The sequence below is a fragment of the Peribacillus butanolivorans genome (assembly GCF_001273755.1).
Lineage (GTDB): Bacteria > Bacillota > Bacilli > Bacillales > DSM-1321 > Peribacillus > Peribacillus butanolivorans.
This window is the reverse complement of sequence record NZ_LGYA01000001.1, coordinates 2,915,779-2,937,491: the sequence shown is the minus strand read 5'-3', so window position 1 is coordinate 2,937,491 and position 21,713 is coordinate 2,915,779. Positions and strand designations below refer to the sequence as shown.

The following is a 21,713-nucleotide window of genomic DNA, read 5'->3' as shown; positions in this document are numbered from 1 at the left end:
GTTGGATGGAGATCAAGAATAAAACAGAGGAATCAGCAGACCTGTATTTTTATGGGGATATTGTATCTTCTGAATGGGGTGCATGGGAACAAACTGACCAGTATCCAGACAATATTAAGAACTTCTTAGATGAAGTTAAAGACAAACCTAATTTAAACATTTACATAAATTCTGGTGGAGGTAGCGTTTTTGCAGGTATAGCAATTTACAACATGTTAAAACGACACAAGGCATATAAGACTGTTCATGTAGATGGATTAGCGGCTTCTATTGCAAGTGTTATCGCAATGGCGGCAGATAAGTTAATTATCCCAAGTAATGCTTTCCTAATGATTCATTCCCCTTGGGTTGGAGCACAAGGAAATGCTAAAGATTTGAGAAAAATGGCTGACGATTTAGATGTAATGGAAGAAGGTATTTTGAAAATTTATCAAGATAATCTTAAGGAAGGCGTAGATATTGAAACAATTAAGGAAATGGTTCACGCTGAAACTTGGATGAATGGTAGTGTAGCTTCAGAGTATTTCAATGTTGAAGTAGCAGAAGAAAATAAAATGGCTGCAAGTGCTTCTAAGTATTTAGACGGATATAAAAATACACCGAAGAATTTAATGGAAAAGAAAGTTGAAGAACAAAAGGTTGAAACTATACCTGTAATTGACAATGTAGAAAACAGTATTGATGAAGAATTAGAACTATTAGCCTTGGAACTAGACTTATTATAGGTCTTTTTTTATGTAAAAAATCAAACAAACAAAAAACTGGAGGAAATAAAAATGAATAAAGAATTATTAGAAATGATGGACGCAATTAAAGTTAAAAAAGAAGAAGGTCGTGCATTACTGAAAGACGGTAAGAAAGTAGAAGCAAAAGCAGTTACAGTAGAAGTTAAAAATATGGAAGAAGACTTTGAAATCGCAAAATCACTATTCGAGGAGACTAAGATGGAAATGACAAATGAAATTAAAGCAAATGCTAACAACGAGGAAAAATTAAGCCTTTCAACTATTTTCGCAAAAGCAATTGTCGGTAAAGAACTTACAGCAAATGAAATGACTGAAATGAAGAACCAAATGCAAGAAGGCTTGAAAGAAAAAGGTGGAGTTACTGTACCTGATGATGTTTCTACAAAAATCATTGAGCTTCAACGTAATACTTTTGATATTCGTAAATACATCAATGTTGAGCCTGTAACTACACTTAAAGGTTCTCGTGCAATCCAAGCAAACAAACCACAAGCAGTAGGTTTCGCTTCTCTAGATGAAGGTGCACAAATCCAAGCACTACATGAACCAGAATTCGGTACATTCGAATATCAAGTACGTAAATACGCTGGATTTATTCCATTGACTAATGAATTGCTTGAAGATTCTGATGAAGCAATCTTGGCTTTCATCATTCGTTGGATGGCTGACAATGAGCTTAACACTTACAACTACCAAGTATTCAATGGTTCAGGCACGAAAGCTGCACAAGGTATCATGACTTCTGAAGACCTAGTTAAAAATGATTTTGACTTTTCTGGTACTGATGCAAGTGTAGTTAAGAAATTCAAAACAATCCTTAATGTTGAATTAGAGCAACTATCTGATGAAGCGGTTGTAATCATGACTAATGCTGATGGATACAATCACCTTGATGGTTTGACTGATAATACTGGTAAAGCTTTACTACAACCAGATGCAACTAAACGTTCAGGTCATGTTTTCCTAGGTAGAGAGATTGTTAAAGTACCTAAAGACTTCTTACCAAACGTAGGAGCAGGCGTTGACCAAAAGACTCCATTCATCATTGGTGACTTGGAAGCACTTTACACAATGTTTGACCGTAAACAAATGAGCGTAGAGTCTACACAAATTGGTGGCGGAACATGGAGATCAGATACAACTGAAGCTAAAGGCGTATTCCGTTTTGATGGTCGTATCGTTAAAGAAGATGCGGTTACAATCGCTATGGCTAAACTTAGCTAAGAAAGAAAGGTGAGCAACCTTGTTAGAAGTAAATGAAGATGCACTCAAGTATGTTAAAGGTTATTTAAGACTAGATGAAGAGGATACAGAGGACGACTTACAGTTGTCCCTCTTGATTCTTCAATCAGAGGAATACATTTATAATGCATCAAGATACAAGATTACATATCGAGAAGACAGGAAGATTGAATTTTTAGCAGTAATGTTATTTACCACTCATTTTTATGAAAATAGAAATCCTGTAACCTATCAAAACGTGAATCAACTACCTCATTCACTTCAATCTGTATTAAATCAACTTAGAAATTGTTATCGTTCTGACTCGGATGGACCGCTATGAATGCTGGAAGAATGGATACACGAATTGAGATAGGTGGATACGAGAATATTAAAGACCCAATAACGTTTCTTCCTAAGAAAACATGGGTTAAAAAGTATTCCACAATGTCAGAAAAGCTTAATCCAATTACAAGGACTATAAGTAATCAACCAGTCCCACAAACGGAATACACAATTAGCTTTAGGATTCGTTCTAAAAAAGGCATTAAATCTGGAATGATTGTGAAGTACAAGGGTGCTGAGTATCAGATTCTTTTCACTGAGGATAGCACTAGGTTGAAAAATGAAATGATATTACGTTGCAAGGATGTTAAGTAATGAGTAATACAGTGAGTTTTGATGTAAAAGGTTATGAACAAATAATTAAAAAGATAGAAGAACTTGGTCGTAAGGGTGCAAGGGTTAGAAATGAAGCAATTAGGGCTGGTGGCGAAGTATTTAAAGAGGAATTAGAACAGGCGATACCGAGAACAGACATTAACCATGAGCATTTACAGGATGCAATTATTGTAACTGATATCAAACGCACAGGCGGTATTCCACACGTTCAAGTAGGCTCAAATAAAGGGGAAGGGACTGTAGGTTGGAAATTACACATCATTGAGAATGGAACAATGTTTATGTCTCCACGAGCACCAGTACAGAAGACACTTCAAGCATCTAAGACTAAGGTAAAACAGAGAATGAAGGAAGTAATGCAAAAGGGGTTAGGACTATGAAAGATTTAGAAGTCCCTGTCATGAGAGCATTGTTGAATGATGAACAAATCGCTACATTGACTAAAGGAAATATCCACAGATGGGTTGTGCCAATGCCAGATGACGGTCAAGAATTAGAGTATCCGATTATTCGAGTTATTGAGATTGATAACTATGATAGAAATTATGCAGATAATAAACCAACTATTTCAGAAATACCAATTCAAATTGACCTATGGGTAAAAGGAGACCCAACAGAATTACAAAATTTAATTGATCAAAAAATGAAGGCACTCCAATTAATTAGAATGAGTGTAACTTCTGATTATGAGTCTGATACAGATTCAATTAGAAAAATATTTAGGTACAAAGGGCAAGTAAAACTATAAAACTAAAACACCCAAAACGGGTACAGGAGGAAAACAATAATGGCAAAATCAGTAAATGGAGTACAAGATATCGTATACGCATTAATAATTGAGGATTCAAAAACAGGAACAACTTATGGAACAGTAAAAGAATTAGCACCAGCAATTCAAGTAGCAGTAGAAACAGCATCAGATTCAGCAACACAGTATGCAAACAACATGCCGTATGATACAGATACTGCAACTGGTGAAACTACTCTTAACTTAGAAGTTCCGGGTCTTGATCCAGCAGTAAAGAGAGAACTTTTAGGATTATCAGTAGACAAAGGTGTTACAGATTACAAAACAACTGCGAAAGCACCATACGTGGCAGTTGGATACAAGTTTACAAGAGGAGATGGTACTGAGATTCATACTTGGTTGCTTAAAGGTAAATTTAGAATACCGAACTCAGAAGGAACTACTAAAGCAGAAGGAGTAGAATTCAAAACAACTTCACTTGATGCAACATTTATTACTCGTGAAAGTGATGGTTCTTTCATGAGAGAAGCAGACACAATGGAAGAAACTTATATTGACGCAGATACTTTCTTTGATGCAGTACCAACTACAGTAGTAGCACCTTAATTAACGAGTAAAATTATATAAAAAACATTGGGGCACTGTTAACGCAGTGTCTTTTTTTGATTAAAACTAAACCCAAAAAAGAGGAGAAAATTAAAATGAAATTTACATTAATGTTAAAAAATGAAGCAGGACAATTAGAGGAAAAAACATTTACACAAACATTTGTACCATTTATCTACAAAAGAAAAGTAGCTGATCTATTTAACAAGGTTTCTAAAGGGAAAATTACAGAAGAAAAATCCTTAGACATGCAACTTGAATTGATTGTTGATATGTTTCAAAAGCAATTTACACTTACGGATATTGAACATGGATTGGATGTTAAAACATCTACTAAACAGATTTACAATATTTTCTATCATGAAATTTTAGAATACCCTGAATACGAGGAACAACTTAAAATAGCCGAACATGCTATGAAAGAAATTGATGAGGAAGTAAATGATTTTTTAGCGGAAGCTCCACAGACAGTGGAGTAACCCCATATAAACCTCTAATTGAAAGAAAGTACGATGAGGTCATGGAGAATTACAACTACTTGGTATTTGATCAAGGTATGTCTCTAAATGACGTTGATAATATGGAAGTTAAGTATTACTTAGAGTTGATTAATTTTAGAGCCAACAAGATAAAAGAAGAGCAAAAAGTTGAAGAAAAGGTGAAAGGCAAACTGATTACAGAGGGCAGATTTGCAGGACAAAGATTAAGTAATGAACATCTTTCTTTAGGAAGGTAGGTGAATTAGATGGAAGAAATCGGTAATGGTTTATTTGTTGGTATAGGTTTAGATGATACCAAGTTTGTAAAAGGTCAAGCAAATGTCATGGACAAGATGAAGTTATTGAATTCCCAATTAAAATACCAAGAATCTCAATTTGGAAAAGTTGGTACTGGAATAGATAAATTGAAATCCAAACATGATATTTTAGGAAAACAATATCAGATTCAAGGTAAGTATGTTAACGATTTAAAGAAAAGGTACGAAGAATTAGTTGAAGCGCATGGAAAAGAAAGTAAACAAGCAATTGAAGCAGGTAAAAAGCTTAATAAAGCAGGGACTTATTATAATGAATTAGGCAAAAAGGTAAAAGCTACTGCTGAAAAGATTGATGACTTAGAAAATAAATGGAAAGTTGCCGGAAGAGGCATAACTACATTTGGTAATAAAGTAAGCAATGCCGGAGATAAGATGCGTGGATTCGGTAACAGTCTAGCTATTGGTGTATCAGCCCCTATTGCTGGAATTGGCGTTATGGCTGTTAAAACTGGAATGAAGTTTGATAAAGAAATGAGTAAGATTCAAGCCGTATCAGGAGCAACAGCAGAAGAGTTTAAAGAGCTACGGAAACAAGCAATTGCTTTAGGAGCATCTACTACCAAATCAGCAAGTGAGGTAGCGACTGGTCAACTTGAAATGGCTAAAGCAGGTTATACGACACAGGAAATTTTAAAAGCAATGCCCGGAGTTATCTCTGCAAGTGAAGCATCTGGTTCAGATATGGCACAAACAGCAGAGGTAATGTCGGCCTCACTCAACATCTTCGGTAAAGAGGCAAGCGAAGCAGGAAAAGTAGCTGATGTTTTAGCCAAGGTAGCTAACGTAACTGCGGCTGATTTAACAGATATGCAATATGCATTGAAATACGCTGGTTCACCTGCGGCTTCATTAGGTATTAGTTTCGAAGAATTATCTGGATCAATTGGTCTCATGACTAATGCAGGTATGAAAGGTGAACAAGCAGGGACAACTTTACGTTCAGCGTTACTTTCCCTTTTAAGTCCATCAGAAGAAAATAGCAAAATGATGGATACAATGGGGATTGCCATAACAGATAACGAAGGTAACTTTGTAGGACTTGCAAATCTCGTTGACAACCTTTCTGAATCAATGGAAGGACAAACTGAAACTCAAAAAGCCGCAAATCTTGCAAGCTTAGTTGGTAAAGAAGCAGTATCAGGTATGCTTTCACTAATGGCTGAAGGTGGCGATGAAATTGATAAGATGACTGACTCACTTGAAAATAGTGCTGGCGAATCTGCAAAAGCTGCAAAAATCATGAATGACAATTTCGGTGGAGCAATGGAAGCTTTAATGGGAACAATGGAATCCATTGGTATCCAAATTTCTGATGTAATGACTCCTAGTATTCGGAAGTTAGCTGAATGGTTAGGTAAGATGGGCGATAAGTTTTCTGGTTTAGATGACGATGCTAAAAAGACAATTGTTATTCTAGGTTTAGTTGCCGCAGGAATAGCACCAGTAACAGTTGGATTAGCGATACTATTTAAAGCATTTGGAACTGTAGCAGGAGGTATTGGAGCAGGGATTCAATGGTTCGGTAAATATCGTACATCTGCTAAACTTACAACTGCTTCAATTACAACTTTGGGAACACAAGCGGCAATTGCAGGTGCAAAGGTTGACAGAGCTGGCGTTGCAGTTGGTAGAGCTGGAAAAGGTATGGGTGCTGTTAAAGGCGGAGCAATGGCTGCAGGAACTGGTCTATCTATGATGGGCGGTAAATGGGGAACGCTCGCTGGAATAGCTACAATGTTCCTACCTGAACTAATTAATATCGGTGGAAAGATGATCAAGTTTGGTGCGAACGCTATTAAAACTGGTGGCGGTTTAGCTAACATGGGTAGCAAAGTATTCACAGTAGTTAAATCTGTTAAGAACTTAGGTACTGTTTTAGCTGTTGCTAGAGGCGGTTTAGCGGCATTTGGAGGCCCAGTTGGACTAGCAGTTACAGGAGTTATGCTACTTGCACAAGGCGGTTATAAGCTTTATAAGCATCTAAAGGAAGAAAGTATTCCTGCAATAACTGATTTTGGCGATAAGGTTTCTGATTCAACTACGAAAGCAGTATTAGGTTACAAGGATCTAAACGAAAAAGCAACATCTGAATTAAACCTAATGGCGGCTGACGGTCAAGTTGTTACTCAAAAAATGGCTGATGGATTAGTTGGTACGTTCAGTAAAATGGGCGAGACAATTAAAAATAGTTTGAAAAAGGATTTTGACGACAGCAAGAAAAACATGGAAAGTCTATTTAACGGAAGTGTTCTTACAGACGGATATCAAGCTGAATTGCTTGGGAAAATTGATAAAGCCAATGCGGAAAAAGTAGCTAAAATTGAAAAGTTTGAAGCACGAGTTAAAGAAATTACAGATAAGGCAGTAAAAGAAAAACGTGAAACTTCCCAAGTTGAAAAGGCTGAAATTAATGCTATTAATACTCAAATGAGAGATATGGCAGTTAAAACTTTATCAGAAGGTCAAGTTGAACAGCAAGCAATCATGGAAAAACTAAGAACTAATTCAAGTCAAATCACAGCAAGAACAGCGGCAAAAACTGTAGCCGATAGTAAGAAGGCAAAAGATGGGTCTATTAAAGAAGCGAATAAAAAGTATGACGGAGCAATAGCGGCTATTATTCGTGAACGTGATGAGACAGGAAGTATTAGTAAAGAAGAAGCAGACATGTTAATTGCTGAAGCTAAACGTCAAAGAGATGGATCAGTTAAGAAAGCTAAGGAAATGCACAAGGGCGTTGTTAAGGAAGCTAAAGAACAAGCTGGAGCACATAAGGATGAAGTCAATTGGGAAACAGGTAAGGTTCTTTCTGGTTGGGACAAGATGCAGAGAGGTATCAAATCGGCAGTTGACTATGTTAGAGATTTATTTGGTAAAGGTAAAACAAAAGATGTTCCTAACTTAAAACCTTCAGCACCTAATAAGAGCGTTGCTAAGAAACCAATACCTATGATGGCTACTGGTACTCCAGATGGTACTCATGGTGGTGGAGCGGCAATTATATCAGAGGAAGGTCGAGAACTAATCCATGAACCCGGAGTAGGTACTTATCTATCTGGTAATAAAGGTGCAGAACTTGTGAACCTTAGAAAAGGGACTAGTGTTCTACCTAACCATCATACTGAAAAGTTATTGAAATATGGATTCCCTGCATATGCAAAAGGAACTGATGATAATCATTTTGATTGGATTACAGAAGGTCTTCTTAAAGGCGGAAAATTCATAATGGGTAAAGCATTTGATAAGTTCGGTGTGAATAACTCTATCCTCCCTGAACTACCTAAAATTAGCAGTAAATCATTATTTGGTAATCCAGTGGGTGATTTCTTGAAAACTGGTGCTGAATGGGCTAAGGGCTTAATTGATTCGTTTGGTGCACAGTTGCAGAGTGGATCTAGTAATAGTCCTGTAGTTGGTGGAAGTGCAAACCTTGGTGGCAGATTCAGAAAAACTTCAAACTATGGTTATCGTATTCACCCTATTACTGGAAGAAGAAAGTTACATAAAGGTGACGACTATGGTGCTCCTATGGGAACTCCAATTCCATCAAAAGCAGGCGGTATAGTAACTGTATCAGGTTTCAATGCTGGCGGTTGGGGAAATTATGTGAAAGTTAATTCTGGAAACATAGATAGACTCTATGCTCATATGAGTAGAAGGTCAGTTAACGTTGGACAAACGGTTAGAGCCGGACAAACTCTTGGTCTAGTTGGTTCAACTGGTGCTTCCACAGGCCCCCATTTACATTATGAAGTATACAAAGATGGACGAAACATTAATCCTGCTGGTTATGCAACAGGTGGGGAAATCAATAACCGCCAACTAGCAGAGTTAGGTGAAAATGGATGGAAAGAATGGGTACTAACTTCTGAACCTAAGTACAAAGAAAACAATCTTAGTATGTGGGCAGACGCTGGTAATTCTATGGGTGTTCCTACATCTAAAACATCAGCAGCAGTTTCAGCTGCATCAGGAAAAGGTGAAGGGCTAACAGAAGGATTGCTAAGAAAAATAGATAATAGTCTTCAACAATTTGCCGAAGCTATTGCATCAAGTGAAAACGTAGTTAATCTAATAATGAATGAAAGAATTGTTGGTGAAGCTATTTACCCAACAATTGAAAAACAAATAGGTAAGACAATAAGAAATACGAGGATGTGATTAGATGGAGCTTTTTATTCAAAAAGAGGAAGGTGAAATGATTGATACAAGTGATTTTCTAAAGTTATCACTATTTGAACCTTCTCCACCAAAAAGGAATCCTAACTACCAAGATATCGAGGGTAGGAGGGGTTCTTTATTATTTTCAAACAGTTTAACCAATCGTACTGTTTCAGTTGAATGCCTCTTCATAGCTCGTGATGTTTCTGATTTCATATTGAAAAGAGATGAAGCAAACGCATTGTTCGATAGTGAAGAACCTTATTACATAATTGATTCAAGACAGCCTTTCAAACGTTGGAAGGTTGTTCTTGAAAGTAATGATCCAGAGTATCAAAGAAACAGAGTTGGAAAATTAAATTTAACATTTACTGCTATTGATGGGATGAGTGAGTCCACAGGAAGTACACAAGTACCATTTAGCTTTGCTTCTGGAGCATGGGGAATGGGTCAAAATTTAATTGCAGATGATTTACTGTATACGTTTAATACTACTAAGTTTAAAGTTTACAACGCTGGTGATATTGAAGTTGACCCTAGAGAAAAGCCTATGACTATTACTTATTCAGGTGCTTCTGAAAACTTACGGATTCACAATATTACAACAGGGGAAGAGTTCCGATATACAGGAAATACAAATTCACATGACAAAATTATATTAGATCGTGTATACGTAAAGAGAAATACTATGAGCGTCTATAAGAACACAAACCGAGTTTCGATAAAGCTCAAAAAAGGATGGAATGAATTTGTCATAAGTGGTAATTCTTCTAGTTTTGAAATAGCTTTCGATTTTCGGTTTTATTATTTATAAGAAAGGGGTGAAGATGTGTTATTAGTTCACTCATTATATGGAATGGTAGAACCACTTGTTGATTATGCGTTACCTACAAGAAGATGGGTATTGAATAATGATTACTCACTTGAATTTGATATTTACCGTTCAGCAATTAATGGCGTTGCTTTTGATTTAATAGAAGGTCATTGTCTAATTGAGTGTGAAGATGATTATTTTCGTGTAACACAATTGGATAAAGAATTAGAATCTAATACTCCATATAAAAAGGTAACCTGTGTAGGTGTGTTAATAGTTGATTTGGAAACAAATTATGTCTATAGCGAATTAACTGGTTCTATTAGTATCACTCAAGCGATGAATCTAATAACCAGTGGAACAAAATTCACTTATACTTTAGACGGAAATTTTAATAATGTAACTTTTGAAAAATTTGGCGATGGTAATTCATATGACTTATTCAAAATCATTCTAGAAAAATACAAAGTAGAATTTGAGATTTCAGGTTATCACATAACGATTAAAAACAGAATTGGACGAGACAATGATTTTCAATTTAGGTACAAACACAACATTACAGGAACAAATCAAGACTATGATACCAATGCTTTGAGGACTTATGTTAAAGGTTTTGGTAAAGAAAGAGAAGAGAAAGATATTGCAACAGGTGTTAAAGCTACTCTTGTCGTTGATGACTTTGATGGGAAATGGGAAGAACCTACTGGATCAACTAGAAGCGATTGGAACTCATTAGGATATTCGGTTGGATATGGAAAGGAAACGACTTCATTAGGGGATAGTTTTCAATTCAAGTTTACAGGCACAGGTTTAAGCATGGATATGATATGCACTTCCAAGGGTGGAAAAGTTGTATTCACAATTGATAATGACCACACTAAAACGGTTTCTTTATATGAGGGAACAACAGATAAGGTAAAAAACTTTGAAATCATTAGGGGTCTGGAAGATAAAACCCATAATGTAGACGTTAGACTTGCGAGTAGAGATGGAAAGAATCCAAACACAACAGGAAGTACATTACCTGTCTTCGCACAACCTATTGGGAAAGTTATGGGACTTTATCGTAGCAGGGTAGGCGCTGAAAAGTATGTGGTAAGTGTTGATTATTTAAGTCCTAATAGTTCTATACCTCAATACGGAATTAGACATGCTGACCCAATATACGATGACCAATTCACAAGTGAGACAGCTCTACTGAATCACATTAAATCCCAATTACAAGATACCCCTACAATTTCCACACAATTCGATTATCACACTGCGGTAAAAGAGCTTGGTCAAGATATCGGACGAGGGGATGCTGGTTGGCTTATTCATGAGGAATTAGGAATTGATATCTACACAAGGGTTGTAGAAATAACTGATTATCCAACAAGTAAGAAAACTCCAGTCATTACGATTGGAAATGTGCTTCGAAAAGGCACAGAAGAACTAGTATTTAGAAGTAAAATTAAGAAAGGAAGTAAGTAGGCTATGACATTTAATCCTAAAGAATTGGATCAATTACATTTCAACAGAGAATACAGAGATACACAAAATGAAAATTTAAAAGGCATTGCTACTGAATTTGTAGATATACAGAGGGAACGTGAAGTAATGCATAAACGTTTATCTTCTACGTTATTAAAACCAACGGGCGGTGGAAATCCAGAAGTAGTTGCGGCTAGAACCTCAAGAAATGGAACAGAGTATGATACCTTGCATGAACATATGGACGCAATGGAGTTAAACCTTGATAACAATACAAATAACGTAAGCGACCTATTAGCCTATCAAGCTAAAATAAAGAAAGTCATTAATGTTGATGGAGCAGTAGATGTGAATTATTGGGTGAGTGTTCTAACAGGCAGTGATAGTAATTCAGGAACAATATCATCAGCGCCATTTAAGACGATTCAAAAAGCATTAGACTTGATACCGAGAGACGCTGAAAGTGGAACAATTACAATAAAGATAATCGATGGCACATATTCAGAAGATTTAGTTTTAAGAAACAAGAGGGGTACACACATTTTTCTTGTAGGCAATACAGATTCTCCAACTAATGTAAGGGTTAAATCAATCTATGCGGTAAATATCACAGGAGCATATCTTAATATTAGTGGGATAGAAGCTACATCAGGTTCAAAACATGGATTCCATTATGACCGTTGTGATTATGCAAATACTACTAATTGTGAGTCATTACTAGCCAACAAAATAAGTGGAATGTCTGGAATTTATTATTCAGCAAGTAAAGGCGTTGTAGCAGGTTGTAAGGTGCAACTTTGTGAAAATGGAATTATTGCTAATTTCAATTCACAAATAACCGTTGAAGCTAACAATACAGGCGGAGGGAATACTTACGGTATTACGTCTGCACGTTCGATTATCCATAAATACAACAATAACACCATTACAGGGGACACAAAAAACGAATACACCTATGCTGGCGGTTTAATTACAAACGGAGGAATTATTTGATAGGCACTCCTTCATAGGGTGCTTATTTTTTATGTTTTTGAAAGGAGAGAAGAAATGTATAAATTATTTCCAATAACAGTGGATACGGTTAAAAAAGTAGAAAACGACCTGTTCACTATAAATACGAACGACTTAAACACACCAAAAATAATCATAACAGTTTTACAAGATAAAGAACCAGTTACTTTAGCCGAGGGTGTAATTCCACGACTGACTATAAAGAAACCAGATGGAGGATTGCTATTTCTAGATTGTGTAATCACTGATGCATTAGCAGGACAATGTGAAGTTGTTTTAACTACACAAGCTTATACGGTTGTTGGTAATCATACAGCAGAATTGATGGTGTATTTTGCTTCTGATGTAGTATCAGTTACAGGATTATTTACATACTCATCAACCAAAGGATTACTTGATAACGTTGCAGTTGAAAGTACAAATGAATTCCAATCAATTAATGCATTAGTTCACCAAGCTTCTACGAACGTTGATAAAGCTCAATCTTTTGTTGACCAAGCAGAGTTAATTGATTTTGTTGCATTACAAAATGCCGACACTAAAATTGATTCGGTTCAAGCACAAATAGACCAACTAGTTATCGAGGGTGATTCGTCCGTTGAGGCAGCTCAAATGAGGGTGGATGCTTTAGGTAATACTCATGTCACAGCAAAAGCTAGGGTAGACAATGATTACAATACGGTTACTGCACAATTAGACGGCAAAGCTAGTCAAGCATTTTTAGATCAAAAAACACAGGGTAAAGTAAACGTCAAAGAGTTTGGAGCAGTTGGAAACGGTATAGTTGATGACACACTTGCCATCCAAGGAGCTTTGAATTTGGCGAAGTTTTCTAATCTTTATAATGCAATAGAGATTGAAATTCCAGCAGGTAATTATCGAATAACTTCAAAACTATACATCTACAGAAATACAAAACTAAAGTTGCACCAAAAGGCACGTATGATACGTGGTGGGTATGTATCTCTATTAGTAAATGGTGAAGAATCGGTTGACCATTTACTTGACCAAAATGATATTCATTCTGGACATGGGAATATCACAATTGAAGGTGGAATTTGGGATGGAAACATAGCAAATCAACCTTATGCTAATACAGGTTATAACCTATTCGGATTTGCTAGAGGGCGCAACATTGTTATACGTGATGCAGAGTTTAGGGACGTTGTAAGTTGTCACGCTATGGACTTGAACGCTTTGGAAAATGTGTTGATTGATAATTGCCGATTCTTAGGTTACAAAGACGGAACAGTTGTTGGAGATTCTTGGTATCCACGAGATTACGCAGAGGCAATTCAAATCTCTAACATTACATCAGCAGGATGGTCAGGCATAGGGAAATTTGATGGTTCGCCTTGTAAGAATGTTACGGTAAGGAATTGCTATTTTGGTGCAAGTGGAACACCGGGAACACAGGCATGGTGTGTAGGTGTAGGGAATCATGGAGCTGTTCATGATCAGTATGTAAATAATATAAGAGTTGTTGGATGTACATTTGACGGTATGACTAATGCAGGTGTCAGAAGCTTCAAGTTTAAGGACTTGTATGTACTAGATAATATTTTCAAGGCTTGCTCTCGTTCAATCTCATGTTCTAATCCAGATGGAAAAGGCTCTAGTTCAGAAAGATATGATGTTGCAACTAATACGTTCATTCAAACAGGACTTCCTCAAAGCTCTAAGAATATCATCATCAGAGGGAATATTTTTGAAGATTCGAAGATAAGTGATATCTACATAAAAGGTTGGGTAAAGGAGAGTACATTAGCTAAAGTAGAAGGAATCCTCATTGAAGGCAATATATCAAAACGAACAATTGCAGGATACACTACTAATGGCAATATTGACTTGTACTTGTGTGATGGTGTAACTATACGTGGATATAGTTGTAATAATGTTCGCAGAGCTGTCTATGCGGAGCGTATAGCCAATTTAGAGATTGATGGATTAAGAGCAGAAAACGCACAGTTAGAAGGAATCTATATCATAGATTCGGAAGATACGTTCAAGGGTCAGGGACATAGTACTAAAATTAATATTAGAAACTCATTTATAAAGAATTCACCTTACAATGGTATATCAATAACTAATACGGATGTATTTTCCTTCACAAATAACAGATTGGAAAACGTAGGTACATTGGAAGATAATATGCGTCAAGGATTCTATATTGGGACTGGTGCTAAGAATGGGGAGCTAGATAGAAATGTCGTAAAAATGGGAGTGGGAAATCAAGTTAAATACGGTGCAGCACTTCATGCACAAGCTGAAAATGTAAGAGTAGGTTCAAATGATTTTGAAGGAAAAACGATTCCTGCTTATATCCCAGCAGGGACAACAAACTGGATGGGGCATTACACATTCTCACCTGATGGGAAAAGATATAAAGTTACTGTTTCCAATGCAGGTGTACCGACTTATACAGTAGGATAAATAAAATAAGCATGAAATCCAAGTCATCCAATTAGGAAGGCTTTTTTTATTTTGAGAAGTAGGTAAAGTATATGTTTAAAGAATTTGAAATTACAGTTAATATGCAGGACATCCCAAGAAATCCAGTGTTCATAGTGAATACTAATGACTTGTACAGGAAAAAACGATTGGTCTGCAAGTAGTGATTCTTTTGAACATAAATGCAGAAATTGTGGAGAAAAAAACATGTTTCCAGAAAAATATCCATTAGTTAGATATATAATAATAACTGATTAGATATCATAAATGGACAAAAAGTACACCCCCCCTTATTATGTATAAGAATACAAATATTGTTTAATAGGGGGACTTTCGGTGGAATGGCTTATTCAGAATAGAGAATGGGTGTTTAGTGGGATAGGGATAGTTGTTATTTCCGCAGTAGCAAGACTATTTTTCAAGAACAAAAGTAGTGAAAAAATAAGTCAAACTATCCAATCAGGCGATGGTTCCACTAACATTCAAGGTGTAAATAATGTTAGTGTATCGAATGGTGAGAAAAAAGATGAAAAATAAACAAGAAATAACAGCTGGTGATCATTCTAACAACATTCAGGGTTCTGAGGTAACTGTAAATCAGTATGGTTTAACATATTCAGGTGTTAAGGAAGTAGCCATGGATGTATTTAAGTGTAATTTTTATAATTTGGGAGAAAAAGTTGAAAGCTTAGTTAATGAACGGGCCGAGGAAATAATTAATAAATATTTGGATGAATTACAATCAATAGCCCCTAAAACGTTAATTAATACTGAAGATCCTGACTTGCGTTTTGCTATTTACGAAACCCAAAAGAGTCATGCTAGGCGGGGAGAAAAAGATATAGCAGATTTGTTAGTGGATGTATTAATTCAAAGGACAATGAAACAAGATGAATCCTTTGAAAAATTAGTGCTAAATGAAGCATTAACCATCATTCCTAAATTAACAACTAGACAAATAGATATATTATCTTTAGTTTATATGTTTCGTTATTTGAATTTTAATATCCAAATGCCTTTTAAAGATTATTATTCTATACTCAAACCCTTAATTGATAATGTAGATATACCACATAATGAAATGTTTTATCAACACCTACAATATAGTGGTTGCCTATCCATCAGTAGCGGTGTAGCAACCTTTGATGATATTATGATTCATAAATTTTTACCTAATTTAAGCGAGAACGAAGTGAATAAAATCATTCTCACTAATCCTGAACTAGCTACTTTCATGAGTATATGGGATAGCACAAAATTAAGTAATTCTAATTTGACAAGCGTTGGAATTGCTATTGCTATTAGTAATATAAAGAGAAAGATAGGTTATATATGCGAATTAAGTACATGGATTAATGAGTAACCAATTTAAAGAGAAACGAAAATTAGAAAAGGATTATTAAAGATGTGATTACTTACGGTGTAGATGGAGTGATAACTTAGTAAATGCAACTAATTATCGCTAAAAAAATAAGAGCAACAACTTCAAGTCGTCTCAAAAGGGCGGCTTTTTATTATGCAATGAAGGGGGTGATTAGGTTGGAAACAGAAATAGTAGGTATGTTTTTAAAAGAAAGTGGATTCGCAGCTTTATTTGTATGGATGCTGTACTCAACTATGAAAACAAACAAAGAGCGCGAAGCGAATTATCAAGCAGTAATCGAAAAGAACCAAGACGTAATTGAAACACAAGCTCAAGCGTTCTCTACATTGTCTCAAGATGTAAATGAAATTAAGCAAATTATTGTACAAGATAGCAAGAATTAAAACGAAATCGAGGAGGGATTCAAAATGGATAAATTTGTTATTTCGTCAGGTCACGCTAAAATTGTTCGGGGAGCAAGTGGATACATAGATGAAGTTGATGAAGCAAGGAAAGTAGTAAGTAAGGTTGCTGATTATCTAAAAGAACTTGATTGTACAGTAGATACATTTCATGATAATACTTCAAAAACTCAACGGGATAATATCAATAAAATTGTAAAATATCACAACAGTAAAAGTCGGGATTTAGATGTATCTGTACATTTTAATGCTGGTACAAAGGAAATTGGTGGTACTGAGGTTCTTTATTATAGTGACGGTAATAAAGTATTGGCTGAAAAAGTTTCGAAGGCTATTTCAGAAGCACTTGGAATTAAGGATCGTGGTGCTAAGAAGAGAACAGATCTAGGATTTCTAAAAGGGACAGCTAAACCAGCTATTCTTATAGAGGTGTGCTTTGTCGATACTAAAACTAATGCTGATGCATACAAAAAGAACTTTAATAATTGTTGTAAGGCAATAGCTGAAACGTTATCAGGTGAAAAGTTGAAGGAAGCTGTTAAACCAGTTGAAAAGAAAAGTGTTATACATAAGGTCCAAGTAGGTGCTTTCTCCGATGAGAAAAATGCTGCTAATTTAGCTGCAGAGTTAAAGAAAAAAGGATATTCAGTGAATATTGTAAAAGGATAGAATTATAGCCCTTCTTATAATTGGGGAGGGCTTTTTATTCAGACTTAAAGAGAGAATTGAAAATTACGTTACTCATCCTTCAATACTCTCCTACCATCTACCATCAAGTTTCTTTATAGCAATGGAGTTTGTAATTTCATAGCTATATATACTTCAAATAACGTTATAGAATATATTCAATATTACCTTACTTCACCATCTGGAAAGGTTCTATTCATTTGTATATCTGCTGCTTAATTTCCATTCTTCATCCTCTTTTATCATCTCATATCTAAATTTACGATCTTCCGTAGTCCCAGTAGACGTATCAGTCCGTGTCCAATTACCCTCAACTGTAACTCCAGTGTCAGTAGAATGCGAAGAAATATCATGTATCTCGTACATTGATAACATTCTTGGTTCAGAAAACTGTTCAACAGTGTATTTATCCTTCATCGCTTGTTCTAGAATAGTATAAGAAATTTCAGGAAGGCCATAGTTTATATTCTCGATGTAAGCATTAAACATTTCTGTTGCCTCTTTCTCATCTTGTTCTTCTTGAGGGCTACTTACTGCTTTTTCATCTTCAAAAATTTCTTTAAGATCATATTCATATCTATCTAAAGCTGCCTTATCGTATGAATAATTATAGCTAGGAGTCATTTTTGTGCCGACTTCACCAGTGTAAGGATTAATATTCCCGTAAGTAGAGAAGTTATTGGAGAATGAACTGTCAGGATTACTTCTGAAATGGGGTGCTACAAACGTTCCATTTCTAAAATACCCCTTTACAAATACATCAGCACTTGCAGATTTTACATTAGCAAAAGAAACAATAATTAATATGATTGCAAAAGTGAAAAGATAAAACTTTTGCATACCTCACTCTCCTTGTAATCTAATTCTATATATTTTTTGCAACTAGTGAACCTGAAGTTGTCATATTACTAAAATCAATTGTTAAAAAAGTATCCTTCTCTATAAGGTTATTTATTTGCCTTTTGATACTTTTGAATCATCGTACCAAAGCTATTAGCAAAACCCCAATTATCTGGTAATCCATATTCCGATAACAAATTTATAACGTACCATTTTCTATCTTTAGTCCTTTTTAGACTCATAAACGATTCAGTTTCTTTTATCCTATCCAGCATTAAATCCGCAACCTCTTGATATTCTTCTTTTTCAAAAATAGGTTTATCCATTACATTGCCCGGCATTCTATTGTATCCATTTTGGAATGAGTCGTAAGCTCTTATCGCATTATCCTCTAACTCGTTTAGATCTGAAAAAGAAGTGTCGCTTAAAGGAATTAAATGAATATTAAACTCATCACCACAATCATAATCCGTATAAATTTCAGGATTCCCCTTATTCTTAACAAAGTGCGCATAAGCTCTGTCAAATACGTTCTCTGCTTGCCCAACATAGTGTAGACCATTATCACGATTAAATATTATATAAATACCTTTAAAGTTATCAACATTGAGTTTTTCCCGTTTATTTTTCAGTAATAGCAGCTCATGTGGAGAAAATTCTATTGTTTTAATTCTAAATGCATCCAATTCTTTTCTAACAGTTTCTTTATTTGCCTCTCGTTCAGCTTCAGCTTTCTTTTTATAATAATATCTTTTCGATATTTCTAGGGGATCTCGGTCATCCTCATTTAACACTTCCCCTATCCATTTCAGTTCATCTTCTGTAAACACATAATCACCCTTCGAGATTTATTAATCACTTTCTATTGTTTTTCTTTTTCCCTGAATTACCACTAATCAAATCTTTAACTAATATGGTCAAAGGCTCTCCTATCGCTTCCTTAAAATTAAATCCTAACGCTTGCAGTATGTTAAATGTTTCTTTAGACAATAAAGGTTGCAGTAAATTTATAAGTTCCATTGTACTCATCTGACCTTCATTTGGAGTAGAGTCTGTATTGGCACTATTTAAAAAAGTTTCTAAGATAGGTAGTAATTCTTTAGAAATATAATCAATATCTTCACTTGAAATTTTCTTTGTTATCAATTCATCTTCTAAAGCATTCGAAATTCTAATCAATTCACTTTTTTCATTAATCAATTCATTGATAATTTGTTCTAATTCTTGAATGGTTTTATCTTTATCTCTATTTGCTTTTGCTGCTCCAACTTTCTGAAAGACAACACTTGCCGTGTTGGCGTTTACCAATGTTTTTAGTGTACCTGTTATAGCTGCTAATTCTATCAATTAAATCTCCCCTTTATAAAATTATATTTGTACAAATTCGCTTGCAACTTTTCCTAAAGCTATTGCCAACATACTCCTTAACTTTTCATTTAAACTAATTTCCTCCTCATGGTGTAGGTATAATAACCTACTATCTTTAAAAAGTTTAACAGTTACGGATTGTTTTGTGTAAAAATTTTATTTTTTCAGCTTCAACGATCCACCATTAGTTTGAATTACATTTTTAACAGGTTTAGGTTTGATTTGTAGCGTTGATTGACCAGACCTACTTTCAATGAAGTCAGAAATGGAAGGGGATTGATATATCTCAAGCTTAGTACTTTTAACTGCATATCGAGTAGGAGTAATAATTAGGATAGATGGGAATACCTTTTTATCTGGTTTTTGCCAAGGTTCATCGTTCCAATCACCTGTATCATAATAAGCTTCATAAAGGTCAATTTTCTTTTGCATGACTTCTTTTGTATAAACATTGCGTTGAACCTCGATAAAAATAGGGTTAAACCAAATAGCAAAGATGTCCGGTTCTATTGTTCCTTTGTCTCCATATTTAGGCTCAATCATAAGGTTTTTGGTTTCCCTATGCGCTTTCATTTCAATAACAGTATCTACAAGTTCAAGGAAGTGGGGGATTTTAGTTGAGTCTGGTTTAATGTTGCAGTCAGAGTTGAAATAAACGTATGGAGAGTGAAGCGTGCTGCATTTGATAAAGTTATCCCTTGTTAAACGCTTTAAAACGCTATTACAAGAGTTTATAGGATTCTTAAGATGCTTAAAGTGTAATTCAACTATCTGGTTTCTTGACATCATTCTAAATTGTCTCAAGTCATTAATAATGGCTTTATCCCTTTGGTTCACTATCGAACACCTCATCTAATGAAAATTCATTTACCTTTCGATCTGCGACATCTTCAAGCTCTGGTTTTTCTTGTGTCACTTTTAATGGATCAAGTAACCCTTTAGCTTTTTTCTTATCCATATAAGGTACTTGAATTACTCTTTCTTTACCTTGAGTTGAAAGTATCATCCTACCCGCAGTATCTAAGTCAACTGATTGCTTCAATCCACTTATTTTTGCATTTGTTTCATCTGACTGTTTACCTGATATTCTAAAGGTGAGGTTATTCTTTAATTGTCCACCTAATGATTTCGCATCACCACGTTGCATTGACAACATCAGATAAACACCATTAGAACGACCTATACAGGATATACTTTCAATTATCTTCATTATTTTTGGTTTATCTTTAAGTAATATAACTTCATCAATACAAACCACAATTGTAGGTAGCTTCACTTCTAATTCATAAATACTTTCAACGTCCATCGCATCAAGTAATTTACCTCTTCGAACCATTTCTTTTTCAATTATTTGAAGAGGAGGGAGGAGTGACTTAGCATCCATATAAACACCCATTACATGAGGAAGTCGTTTGTATATGCCGAATTCTGAAAACTTTAAATCACCAAGTAAGAACTGTATTTCATCTGGTGACTTATGCAGAATCAATGAGGTCAATATTCCCCTAATTAATGAGCTCTTACCACTTCCAGTAGTTCCTGTGAGCAACATATGATGTTCTTCTGCCATATCCTTTACATTCATCTTACCTGACCTATCTACACCGCACATAATAGGGATTATTTTACCCTTACAATGAGGCTGAATCTTTTTAAAATCAAAATCAATATGAGTTTCCATATCCTTCGAATAGCACCACAAGATAAACTTCTTCACCTTACCATCTATCTCAATGTTATTTCCAAAGCACTGTTTGAATACCCATTCTTGTTTCAAAACTAAATCAGGATTAGCACCATCAGGTAAAGTGAATGTAAATCGGACAGCTTCATTTTCTTCATCAATATGGACATCATGAATCTTGGGATAGCGTGTATACGTTTTTGATTGCGTTGTAGTTTGCTTATGGATTCCACCAAGCTTAAAAGCTCTCATTAAAGAACCACGCAGCTTCATTTTTGCTCTCCACATTTTCATCATAGGAACGCACCACTAACCGCAATCATTAATTTCCATATAAATCCGAATGCAACACAAGGTATAGCAATATTAAATCCTGTGTGAAGAGCTTCAGCTACATCATAATTTCCCTGTTGTTCAAAAAACTTTTCCAAGAGGGCAACAGATACGAGTCCAATACCCATAAGGCAAATTGTAGGATCTAATAAAACAAATGGACTGACTGAATATAGGTTAATATTCGGACTGGCTTTCCTTTTTACCTTCTTTTTATCCATAAAACTTCCGTCCATAAATGAATGTAACTCAATAGTATGCTTTCTTCTCATACGATTTATTCCCCC

At 35.3% G+C, this 21,713-nt stretch carries 24 protein-coding genes; 18 read left to right on the top strand and 6 right to left on the bottom strand.

Features of this window, described 5'->3' with window-relative positions; genetic code table 11:
• The first annotated feature begins 5 nt into the window (after positions 1 to 5).
• The 18 genes from AKG34_RS13395 (at position 6) to AKG34_RS13310 (ending at position 17,183) form a co-directional block, all read left to right on the top strand.
• Positions 6 to 725 carry a head maturation protease, ClpP-related gene (locus AKG34_RS13395; RefSeq protein WP_053348107.1) on the top strand — a complete coding sequence of 240 codons (720 nt, stop codon included), beginning with the start codon at positions 6 to 8 and terminating at the stop codon, positions 723 to 725.
• A 51-nt stretch (positions 726 to 776) separates the two neighbouring features.
• Positions 777 to 1,970: a phage major capsid protein gene (locus AKG34_RS13390; RefSeq protein ID WP_053346525.1), complete on the top strand. Its 1,194-nt coding sequence runs from the start codon at positions 777 to 779 to the stop codon at positions 1,968 to 1,970.
• Positions 1,971 to 1,989: 19 nt separating this feature from the next.
• A complete protein-coding gene (locus tag AKG34_RS13385; protein WP_053346524.1) occupies positions 1,990 to 2,310 on the top strand; it encodes a head-tail connector protein in 321 nt (106 codons plus the stop codon).
• Positions 2,307 to 2,627 carry a phage head closure protein gene (locus AKG34_RS13380; protein WP_053346523.1) on the top strand — a complete coding sequence of 107 codons (321 nt, stop codon included), beginning with the start codon at positions 2,307 to 2,309 and terminating at the stop codon, positions 2,625 to 2,627. Before AKG34_RS13385 ends, AKG34_RS13380 begins: the two co-directional genes overlap by 4 nt.
• Positions 2,627 to 3,028 (top strand): HK97-gp10 family putative phage morphogenesis protein, encoded by a 402-nt coding sequence (locus tag AKG34_RS13375; protein WP_053346522.1) that lies wholly within the window; start codon positions 2,627 to 2,629, stop codon positions 3,026 to 3,028. Before AKG34_RS13380 ends, AKG34_RS13375 begins: the two co-directional genes overlap by 1 nt.
• Positions 3,025 to 3,396 carry a DUF3168 domain-containing protein gene (locus tag AKG34_RS13370; RefSeq protein WP_053346521.1) on the top strand — a complete coding sequence of 124 codons (372 nt, stop codon included), beginning with the start codon at positions 3,025 to 3,027 and terminating at the stop codon, positions 3,394 to 3,396. The genes AKG34_RS13375 and AKG34_RS13370 overlap by 4 nt, the downstream gene beginning before the upstream one ends.
• Before the next feature lie 39 nt (positions 3,397 to 3,435).
• The gene (locus AKG34_RS13365; RefSeq protein WP_053346520.1) at positions 3,436 to 4,002 is read left to right on the top strand and encodes a major tail protein; all 567 of its coding nucleotides are present in this window, start codon (positions 3,436 to 3,438) and stop codon (positions 4,000 to 4,002) included.
• A gap of 95 nt (positions 4,003 to 4,097) precedes the next feature.
• The gene (gpG, locus tag AKG34_RS13360) at positions 4,098 to 4,481 is read left to right on the top strand and encodes a phage tail assembly chaperone G (RefSeq protein WP_053346519.1); all 384 of its coding nucleotides are present in this window, start codon (positions 4,098 to 4,100) and stop codon (positions 4,479 to 4,481) included.
• A gap of 59 nt (positions 4,482 to 4,540) precedes the next feature.
• Positions 4,541 to 4,738 carry a hypothetical protein gene (locus AKG34_RS13355; RefSeq protein WP_053346518.1) on the top strand — a complete coding sequence of 66 codons (198 nt, stop codon included), beginning with the start codon at positions 4,541 to 4,543 and terminating at the stop codon, positions 4,736 to 4,738.
• A gap of 9 nt (positions 4,739 to 4,747) precedes the next feature.
• Complete coding sequence (locus AKG34_RS13350; protein WP_053346517.1) at positions 4,748 to 8,980, top strand: phage tail tape measure protein; 4,233 nt, start codon at positions 4,748 to 4,750, stop codon at positions 8,978 to 8,980.
• A 4-nt stretch (positions 8,981 to 8,984) separates the two neighbouring features.
• A complete protein-coding gene (locus tag AKG34_RS13345; RefSeq protein WP_053346516.1) occupies positions 8,985 to 9,794 on the top strand; it encodes a phage tail family protein in 810 nt (269 codons plus the stop codon).
• Between the two features lie 15 nt (positions 9,795 to 9,809).
• Entirely contained in the window at positions 9,810 to 11,267 is a 1,458-nt protein-coding gene (locus tag AKG34_RS13340) for a phage tail protein (RefSeq protein WP_053346515.1), read from the top strand.
• Between the two features lie 3 nt (positions 11,268 to 11,270).
• Positions 11,271 to 12,260 (top strand): hypothetical protein, encoded by a 990-nt coding sequence (locus tag AKG34_RS13335; RefSeq protein ID WP_053346514.1) that lies wholly within the window; start codon positions 11,271 to 11,273, stop codon positions 12,258 to 12,260.
• 54 nt (positions 12,261 to 12,314) lie between these two features.
• Positions 12,315 to 14,711 carry a BppU family phage baseplate upper protein gene (locus tag AKG34_RS13330; RefSeq protein WP_053346513.1) on the top strand — a complete coding sequence of 799 codons (2,397 nt, stop codon included), beginning with the start codon at positions 12,315 to 12,317 and terminating at the stop codon, positions 14,709 to 14,711.
• A gap of 354 nt (positions 14,712 to 15,065) precedes the next feature.
• The gene (locus AKG34_RS13325; RefSeq protein ID WP_053346512.1) at positions 15,066 to 15,266 is read left to right on the top strand and encodes a hypothetical protein; all 201 of its coding nucleotides are present in this window, start codon (positions 15,066 to 15,068) and stop codon (positions 15,264 to 15,266) included.
• Positions 15,256 to 16,092, top strand: a complete 837-nt coding sequence (locus AKG34_RS13320; protein ID WP_053346511.1) for an LPO_1073/Vpar_1526 family protein — start codon at positions 15,256 to 15,258, stop codon at positions 16,090 to 16,092. The genes AKG34_RS13325 and AKG34_RS13320 overlap by 11 nt, the downstream gene beginning before the upstream one ends.
• A gap of 158 nt (positions 16,093 to 16,250) precedes the next feature.
• A complete protein-coding gene (locus AKG34_RS13315; protein ID WP_152952362.1) occupies positions 16,251 to 16,496 on the top strand; it encodes a BhlA/UviB family holin-like peptide in 246 nt (81 codons plus the stop codon).
• A gap of 24 nt (positions 16,497 to 16,520) precedes the next feature.
• Complete coding sequence (locus AKG34_RS13310; RefSeq protein ID WP_053346509.1) at positions 16,521 to 17,183, top strand: N-acetylmuramoyl-L-alanine amidase; 663 nt, start codon at positions 16,521 to 16,523, stop codon at positions 17,181 to 17,183.
• A gap of 210 nt (positions 17,184 to 17,393) precedes the next feature.
• On the opposite strand, the gene AKG34_RS28470 is transcribed toward AKG34_RS13310, so the two are convergent.
• The 6 genes from AKG34_RS28470 to AKG34_RS13280 all read right to left on the bottom strand — a co-directional run bounded on the left by AKG34_RS28470 (position 17,394) and on the right by AKG34_RS13280 (position 21,698).
• On the bottom strand, positions 17,394 to 18,041 hold the full coding sequence (locus AKG34_RS28470) for a hypothetical protein (RefSeq protein ID WP_053346508.1): 648 nt from the start codon (positions 18,039 to 18,041) through the stop codon (positions 17,394 to 17,396).
• 107 nt (positions 18,042 to 18,148) lie between these two features.
• Complete coding sequence (locus AKG34_RS13300; protein WP_053346507.1) at positions 18,149 to 18,871, bottom strand: GIY-YIG nuclease family protein; 723 nt, start codon at positions 18,869 to 18,871, stop codon at positions 18,149 to 18,151.
• A gap of 25 nt (positions 18,872 to 18,896) precedes the next feature.
• A complete protein-coding gene (locus AKG34_RS13295) occupies positions 18,897 to 19,388 on the bottom strand; it encodes a hypothetical protein (RefSeq protein ID WP_053346506.1) in 492 nt (163 codons plus the stop codon).
• Positions 19,389 to 19,565: 177 nt separating this feature from the next.
• Entirely contained in the window at positions 19,566 to 20,246 is a 681-nt protein-coding gene (locus AKG34_RS13290; protein ID WP_053346505.1) for a replication-relaxation family protein, read from the bottom strand.
• Positions 20,230 to 21,366 (bottom strand): FtsK/SpoIIIE domain-containing protein, encoded by a 1,137-nt coding sequence (locus AKG34_RS13285; RefSeq protein WP_161804935.1) that lies wholly within the window; start codon positions 21,364 to 21,366, stop codon positions 20,230 to 20,232. Before AKG34_RS13285 ends, AKG34_RS13290 begins: the two co-directional genes overlap by 17 nt.
• A 20-nt stretch (positions 21,367 to 21,386) precedes the next feature.
• Entirely contained in the window at positions 21,387 to 21,698 is a 312-nt protein-coding gene (locus AKG34_RS13280) for a hypothetical protein (RefSeq protein WP_053346503.1), read from the bottom strand.
• Positions 21,699 to 21,713 lie beyond the last annotated feature (15 nt).

What these genes read in the sequence shown, in the direction of transcription:
- AKG34_RS28470 (WP_053346508.1), bottom strand. Translation starts at nt 18,041, where the DNA reads ATGCAAAAGTTTTATCTTTTCACTTTTGCAATCATATTAATTATTGTT.
- gpG (WP_053346519.1), top strand. Translation starts at nt 4,098, where the DNA reads ATGAAATTTACATTAATGTTAAAAAATGAAGCAGGACAATTAGAGGAA.
- AKG34_RS13375 (WP_053346522.1), top strand. Translation starts at nt 2,627, where the DNA reads ATGAGTAATACAGTGAGTTTTGATGTAAAAGGTTATGAACAAATAATT.
- AKG34_RS13330 (WP_053346513.1), top strand. Translation starts at nt 12,315, where the DNA reads ATGTATAAATTATTTCCAATAACAGTGGATACGGTTAAAAAAGTAGAA.
- AKG34_RS13395 (WP_053348107.1), top strand. Translation starts at nt 6, where the DNA reads ATGGAGATCAAGAATAAAACAGAGGAATCAGCAGACCTGTATTTTTAT.
- AKG34_RS13285 (WP_161804935.1), bottom strand. Translation starts at nt 21,366, where the DNA reads ATGAAGCTGCGTGGTTCTTTAATGAGAGCTTTTAAGCTTGGTGGAATC.
- AKG34_RS13390 (WP_053346525.1), top strand. Translation starts at nt 777, where the DNA reads ATGAATAAAGAATTATTAGAAATGATGGACGCAATTAAAGTTAAAAAA.
- AKG34_RS13345 (WP_053346516.1), top strand. Translation starts at nt 8,985, where the DNA reads ATGGAGCTTTTTATTCAAAAAGAGGAAGGTGAAATGATTGATACAAGT.
- AKG34_RS13310 (WP_053346509.1), top strand. Translation starts at nt 16,521, where the DNA reads ATGGATAAATTTGTTATTTCGTCAGGTCACGCTAAAATTGTTCGGGGA.
- AKG34_RS13380 (WP_053346523.1), top strand. Translation starts at nt 2,307, where the DNA reads ATGAATGCTGGAAGAATGGATACACGAATTGAGATAGGTGGATACGAG.
- AKG34_RS13335 (WP_053346514.1), top strand. Translation starts at nt 11,271, where the DNA reads ATGACATTTAATCCTAAAGAATTGGATCAATTACATTTCAACAGAGAA.
- AKG34_RS13370 (WP_053346521.1), top strand. Translation starts at nt 3,025, where the DNA reads ATGAAAGATTTAGAAGTCCCTGTCATGAGAGCATTGTTGAATGATGAA.
- AKG34_RS13365 (WP_053346520.1), top strand. Translation starts at nt 3,436, where the DNA reads ATGGCAAAATCAGTAAATGGAGTACAAGATATCGTATACGCATTAATA.
- AKG34_RS13315 (WP_152952362.1), top strand. Translation starts at nt 16,251, where the DNA reads ATGAAGGGGGTGATTAGGTTGGAAACAGAAATAGTAGGTATGTTTTTA.
- AKG34_RS13350 (WP_053346517.1), top strand. Translation starts at nt 4,748, where the DNA reads ATGGAAGAAATCGGTAATGGTTTATTTGTTGGTATAGGTTTAGATGAT.
- AKG34_RS13320 (WP_053346511.1), top strand. Translation starts at nt 15,256, where the DNA reads ATGAAAAATAAACAAGAAATAACAGCTGGTGATCATTCTAACAACATT.
- AKG34_RS13280 (WP_053346503.1), bottom strand. Translation starts at nt 21,698, where the DNA reads ATGAGAAGAAAGCATACTATTGAGTTACATTCATTTATGGACGGAAGT.